General features: G+C 64.6%; 7 protein-coding genes. 4 read left to right on the top strand and 3 right to left on the bottom strand.

Annotation, left to right across the window (positions count from 1 at the left end; translation table 11 throughout):
- The coding region (locus tag EN780_RS27650) for an ATP-grasp domain-containing protein (protein WP_128275885.1) at positions 1-991 on the top strand (991 nt) is incomplete at its 5' end.
- A 28-nt stretch (positions 992-1,019) separates the two neighbouring features.
- Positions 1,020-1,637: a leucyl/phenylalanyl-tRNA--protein transferase gene (gene aat / locus EN780_RS27645; RefSeq protein WP_128275884.1), complete on the top strand. Its 618-nt coding sequence runs from the start codon at positions 1,020-1,022 to the stop codon at positions 1,635-1,637.
- Positions 1,638-1,648: 11 nt separating this feature from the next.
- Here the strand turns inward: aat and EN780_RS27640 are convergent, their stop codons facing one another.
- From EN780_RS27640 to EN780_RS27630, 3 genes are all read right to left on the bottom strand, one after another.
- Positions 1,649-2,035, bottom strand: a complete 387-nt coding sequence (locus tag EN780_RS27640; protein ID WP_126054370.1) for a hypothetical protein — start codon at positions 2,033-2,035, stop codon at positions 1,649-1,651.
- A gap of 85 nt (positions 2,036-2,120) precedes the next feature.
- Positions 2,121-2,657, bottom strand: coding sequence for a DUF2155 domain-containing protein (locus tag EN780_RS27635; protein ID WP_128275883.1), 537 nt, complete (start codon positions 2,655-2,657; stop codon positions 2,121-2,123).
- Between the two features lie 125 nt (positions 2,658-2,782).
- Positions 2,783-3,181, bottom strand: a complete 399-nt coding sequence (locus EN780_RS27630) for an NADH:ubiquinone oxidoreductase subunit NDUFA12 (protein WP_127287276.1) — start codon at positions 3,179-3,181, stop codon at positions 2,783-2,785.
- A 225-nt stretch (positions 3,182-3,406) separates the two neighbouring features.
- Here EN780_RS27630 and panB point away from each other — a divergent pair, with 225 nt between their 5' ends.
- Together panB and panC are read left to right on the top strand one after the other, a co-directional pair.
- Positions 3,407-4,246, top strand: a complete 840-nt coding sequence (gene panB, locus EN780_RS27625) for a 3-methyl-2-oxobutanoate hydroxymethyltransferase (RefSeq protein ID WP_128275882.1) — start codon at positions 3,407-3,409, stop codon at positions 4,244-4,246.
- Positions 4,243-4,841 (top strand): pantoate--beta-alanine ligase (panC, locus tag EN780_RS27620; RefSeq protein WP_128275881.1); only part of this gene is annotated, 599 nt, incomplete at its 3' end. The genes panB and panC, both read left to right, overlap by 4 nt.

The following is a 4,841-nucleotide window of genomic DNA, read 5'->3' as shown; positions in this document are numbered from 1 at the left end:
GGCCAAGCGTACCGCAAAGCGCCTGGGCATTCCGGTCGTTCCCGGCTCCGACGGCGCGATCAGCGAAGAGAAGGAAGCCAAGCGCGTCGCCGCCGAGATCGGCTACCCCGTCATCATCAAGGCTTCGGCCGGCGGCGGCGGGCGCGGCATGAAGGTGGCGCGCAGCGAGGCCGACCTCGAGATCGCCCTGCAGACGGCAAAGTCGGAAGCCGGCGCCGCCTTCGGCGACGACGCCGTCTATATCGAGAAATACCTGGAGAAGCCGCGCCACATCGAATTGCAGGTATTCGGCGATGGCGCCGGCCGCGGCGTCCATTTCGGCGAGCGCGACTGCTCGTTGCAACGCCGCCACCAGAAGGTCTGGGAAGAGGCGAATTCGCCCGCGCTCAACGCCGAGGAACGCGCGCGCATCGGCGGCATCTGCGCCAAGGCCGTCGCCGATCTCGGCTATTCCGGCGCCGGCACCATCGAATTCCTCTATGAGGACGGCGAGTTCTATTTCATCGAAATGAACACCCGCCTGCAGGTCGAGCATCCGGTGACGGAGGCGATCACCGGCATCGACCTCGTGCACGAGCAGATCCGTGTCGCCTCCGGCGGCGGTCTCTCGGTCCGGCAGGAGGACATCAAGTTCAACGGCCACGCCATCGAATGCCGCATCAATGCCGAGGACCCGCGCACCTTCACGCCCTCGCCGGGCACCATCACCCATTTCCACACGCCTGGCGGGCTCGGCATCCGCGTCGATTCCGGCGTCTATTCCGGCTACAAGATCCCGCCCTACTACGACAGCCTGATCGGCAAGCTGATCGTGCATGGCCGCAACCGCGTCGAATGCATGATGCGGCTGCGCCGGGCGCTGGACGAATTCGTCGTCGACGGCATAAAGACGACGCTGCCGCTGTTCCGCGACCTGGTCGGCAACCCCGACATCGCCAATGGCGACTACGACATCCACTGGCTGGAAAAATATCTGGCTAAAGAGGAATAGCCGCTGTGCTTGCAGTTATAATGCCGCGATGACCCGTCCCTATGCGCCCGGCTATCGCATCCCCACCGACCTGTTGCTAAAGGCCTATGCGTCGGGCGTCTTCCCGATGGCCGAAAGCGCCAGCGATCCGGAAGTGTTCTGGGTGCGGCCGGAGACGCGCGGCATCATTCCCCTCGATGGCTTTCATACGCCGCGCAGCCTGAAGAAGACGATCCGCAAGCACCCGTTCGAGATCCGCTACGATTTCGATTTCGAGGCGACGATCGACGGCTGCGCCGAAAGGCGAGAGGAACGCCGCTCGACCTGGATCAACGCGCCGATCCGCGAGGCCTATGTCGATCTCTATCGGCTCGGCCATTGCCATTCGGTCGAGGCCTGGCGCGAGGAAAGGCTGGTCGGCGGCCTCTACGGCGTCTCGCTCGGACGCGTGTTCTTCGGCGAAAGCATGTTCGCCAGGGAAACGGACGCGTCCAAGACCTGTCTCTATCACCTGGTCGAGCGGTTGAAGGCGCGCGGCTTCGCGCTGCTGGACACCCAGTTCACCACCGAGCACCTCAAGCGCTTCGGCGCCGTCGACGTGCCGCGAGGCCAATATGAGAAGATGCTGGCCGAGGCCTTGAAGGGCGAGGCCATCTTCTCGCCATGAGGCCGTAGCGATCAGCCTTTTGCTGAAGCCTCTATCGGCGTTTGCGCATGGAACATCATCTTCCAGCCATTGGTGCGATGCACGTAGCCGGTGCTGACCAGCGCGTTGTAGATTTCGCCATTCTCGCGCGTCGCGTGCGCCTCGTAGGTCAGCATGACAATGTCGCTGCCGGGTTCGACCATGCCCTTTAGGTCGATGTCGAGATCGCGCCAGCGACGTGGCTTGCTGGCGGTTTTAGCCAGATCAGCATTGCTGATCGCATGCGCCATCTCCGGAAAGGCCACGAGGCATTCGGCATCGGCGTTGGCCGCGTAGTAGGCCGCATCGCCTGTCCAGAATCCCCTTTCGAGGTCTAGCAATTCCTTCTTGCTGACCGTCATGTGCTTGGTTGCTGACATCGCAAGATCCTCCATGCGCAACAGTGCGCAATCGCTCTTTGCCAACGTGTGGCGAACGAAGCGGTTCCCCGAATCTGCTGTTGGATCAGTTGGCCTCGCCGCTATCCGGCTCGGTCGCAGCCGGAGCGGCGGCGGCCTTCGGCTTGGACGTATCGACCTGTGACGCACCGGTCTTGGCGGCCTCGGGCGGCGGCACGTCCGACTTCTGCTTGCAGCCCTTCAGCCAGACGTCATAGACCGCATGCTCGACGGCGTTGAGGCCGGGGCTCTCGGCGAACATCCAGCCGGTGAAGATGCGGCGGATCTTGCGATCGAGCGTGATCTCGTCGACCTCGACGAAGGAATCAGTCTTCGGTTCCTCGGTCTCCGGCCGCGAATAGCAGATGCGCGGCGTCACCTGCAGGGCGCCGAACTGCACCGTCTCGTCGATATAGACATCGAAGGTGATGATGCGGCCGGTGATCTTGTCGATGCCCGCGAACTCGGCCACCGGATTGGTGATGCGGTCGGCAGCCACCGGCGCCGCCTGTGTCTGCGCGGCCGCAAACGTCACCGTGCAGACGGCGAGAGCGGCTGCTGCCGCCGCCACGGCGCCCATCGAGATTCGGCTGAAGATGCTCATGCGAGGATACCGGTGGTTGCGCCCGGGTGATTCTTTCACGCCAAGGCTAGTCGCCGTTTTCAGATCAGCAAGCAGCTAAACGTCAATTGTGGCGACAAAGGACCGATCAGCACCTTGACCGTGGATTACGAACCGGGCGTCCAGGCGTCATAGTCACCGGTCACCTGCGGGCGATGCTGGTTGGTGAGCACCGAGCCCTTCGGACGGTAGGCGGCGGGGCTGCCGGTGAGGTTCGCCTGGTGCGGCTTCTGCCATTCGCGCGGCCGGTAGTCGTCGCTCGGCGGCGCCACGTCGACACGGTGATGGATCCAGCCGTGCCAGCCCGGCGGGATCTTCGAGGCTTCCGAGTAGTCACGGTAGATGACCCAGCGACGGGTGCGGCCTTCCGAATCGATGCCGCCCTCGTAATAGACGTTGCCGGCTTCGTCCTGGCCGACCTTCCTGCCGTGGCGCCAGGTGTGGAAGCGCGTTCCCAGCGTCTGGCTGTTCCACCAGGTGAAAAACTGCGTAAGGAAAGTTTTCATCCAAGTCCTCGCGGCGGCAGCGGCTGCGCCTTTGTCCTGCTTATGGCGTCAGGTAACCGCGAAGGCAAGGGTTTTGCCGTGGCCGCAATGTAAATGGTTCGTGCGCTAAATCGATACAGCGGCACGGGCGGTCGCAGCCATGCTTGCCAAGCAGTTCCCATATTTCTAAAGCTCTGCTCGCCCGCCAACGGGCGCCTGGTCGGTGCCGGCTGAGGGAGGTGAAGATTGGTCCAAGACCCGCCCGCCAGTGGCCGGATCAGCGCCGACGACATTCGCCGTCGCAAGGGCGGCGTGCCGATCGTCAGCCTGACCGCCTATACCTATCCTGTCGCCCGCCTGCTTGATCCTCACGTCGACCTGCTCTTGGTCGGCGACAGCGTCGCCATGGTGCTGCACGGCCACACGACCACGCTCGGCGCATCGCTGGAGATGATGATCGCGCACGGGCAGGCCGTGATGCGCGGCTCCACCAGGGCTTGCGTGGTCGTCGACATGCCGGCCGGCAGCTATGAGACTTCGGCGGCTGAGGCCGTCGCTTCGGCGCGGCGGATCGTCGAGGAAACGGGCTGCCAGGCGGTCAAGCTGGAGGGCGGCGTCGACATGGCCGGGCAGATCGCTGCGATCGTGGCCAGCGGCATCCCGGTCATGGGCCATATCGGCCTGCAGCCGCAATCGGTGGAGAAGGACGGCGGCTACAAGATCAAGGGCCGGACCGAGGACAATGTCGCGACCCTGTTCCGCGACGCCGAGGCGGTGGAAAAGGCCGGCGCCTTTTCCGTCGTCATCGAGGGCACGGTCGAAAGCGTCGCGGCTGACCTTACCCGCGCCGTCGCCATTCCCACCATCGGCATCGGCGCCAGCCGCGATTGCGACGGCCAGATCCTGGTCATCGACGACATGGTCGGCCTGACCGTCGACCGCGTGCCGAAATTCGTCAAGGAATATGCCCACCTGCGCGATGTCGTCTCGGACGCCGCCGCCCGCTTCGCGGCGGAGGTGCGCGACCGCACTTTTCCCGGCCCGGACCACGTCTTTGCCGCCACACCCGATAAGGACAACGTATGAGCCGACCGATCGTCGTCGAAACGGTTTCCGCCCTTCGCGAGCAAATCCGCGACTGGCGGCGCGAGGGCCTCGGCATCGCCATGGTGCCGACCATGGGCGCGCTGCATGACGGCCACATCTCGCTGGTCAGGATGGCGCTTGCAAGCGCCGAGCGCTGCGTCGTCTCGATCTTCGTCAATCCGGCGCAGTTCGCGCCGACGGAAGACCTCGACAAATATCCGCGCCAACTTGCCCGCGACCTCGACCGGCTGGCCGAAGCCGGAGCGCATCTCGCCTTCACGCCAGGCGTCGCGGAGATGTACCCGGCCGGCTTCGCCACCAGGATTTCCGTCGGCGGCCCCTCCTCCGGCCTGGAATCGGAGTTCAGGCCGAGCTTCTTCGACGGTGTCGCCACCGTCGTGGCCAAGCTCTTCCTGCAGGCGGCTCCCGACCGTGCCATCTTCGGCGAGAAGGACTATCAGCAGCTTTGCGTCGTCAGACAGCTTTGCCGCGATCTCGACCTGCCCGTCGACATCATCGGCGCGCCGACGGTCCGCGACGCGCATGGCCTCGCCATGTCCTCGCGCAACGCCTATCTCGACGAGAAAGGCCTTGC

The organism is Mesorhizobium sp. M4B.F.Ca.ET.089.01.1.1 (genome assembly GCF_004022605.1).
In the GTDB taxonomy this organism is placed as follows: domain Bacteria; phylum Pseudomonadota; class Alphaproteobacteria; order Rhizobiales; family Rhizobiaceae; genus Mesorhizobium; species Mesorhizobium abyssinicae.
The sequence above is the reverse complement of the archived record's forward strand: the minus strand, read 5'-3'. Positions and strand labels throughout refer to the sequence as shown.

Excerpts from the sequence above, each read along its gene's own strand:
- EN780_RS27640 (WP_126054370.1), bottom strand. The coding sequence starts at position 2,035 with ATGTCAGCAACCAAGCACATGACGGTCAGCAAGAAGGAATTGCTAGAC.
- EN780_RS27630 (WP_127287276.1), bottom strand. The coding sequence starts at position 3,181 with ATGAAAACTTTCCTTACGCAGTTTTTCACCTGGTGGAACAGCCAGACG.
- aat (WP_128275884.1), top strand. The coding sequence starts at position 1,020 with ATGACCCGTCCCTATGCGCCCGGCTATCGCATCCCCACCGACCTGTTG.
- EN780_RS27635 (WP_128275883.1), bottom strand. The coding sequence starts at position 2,657 with ATGAGCATCTTCAGCCGAATCTCGATGGGCGCCGTGGCGGCGGCAGCA.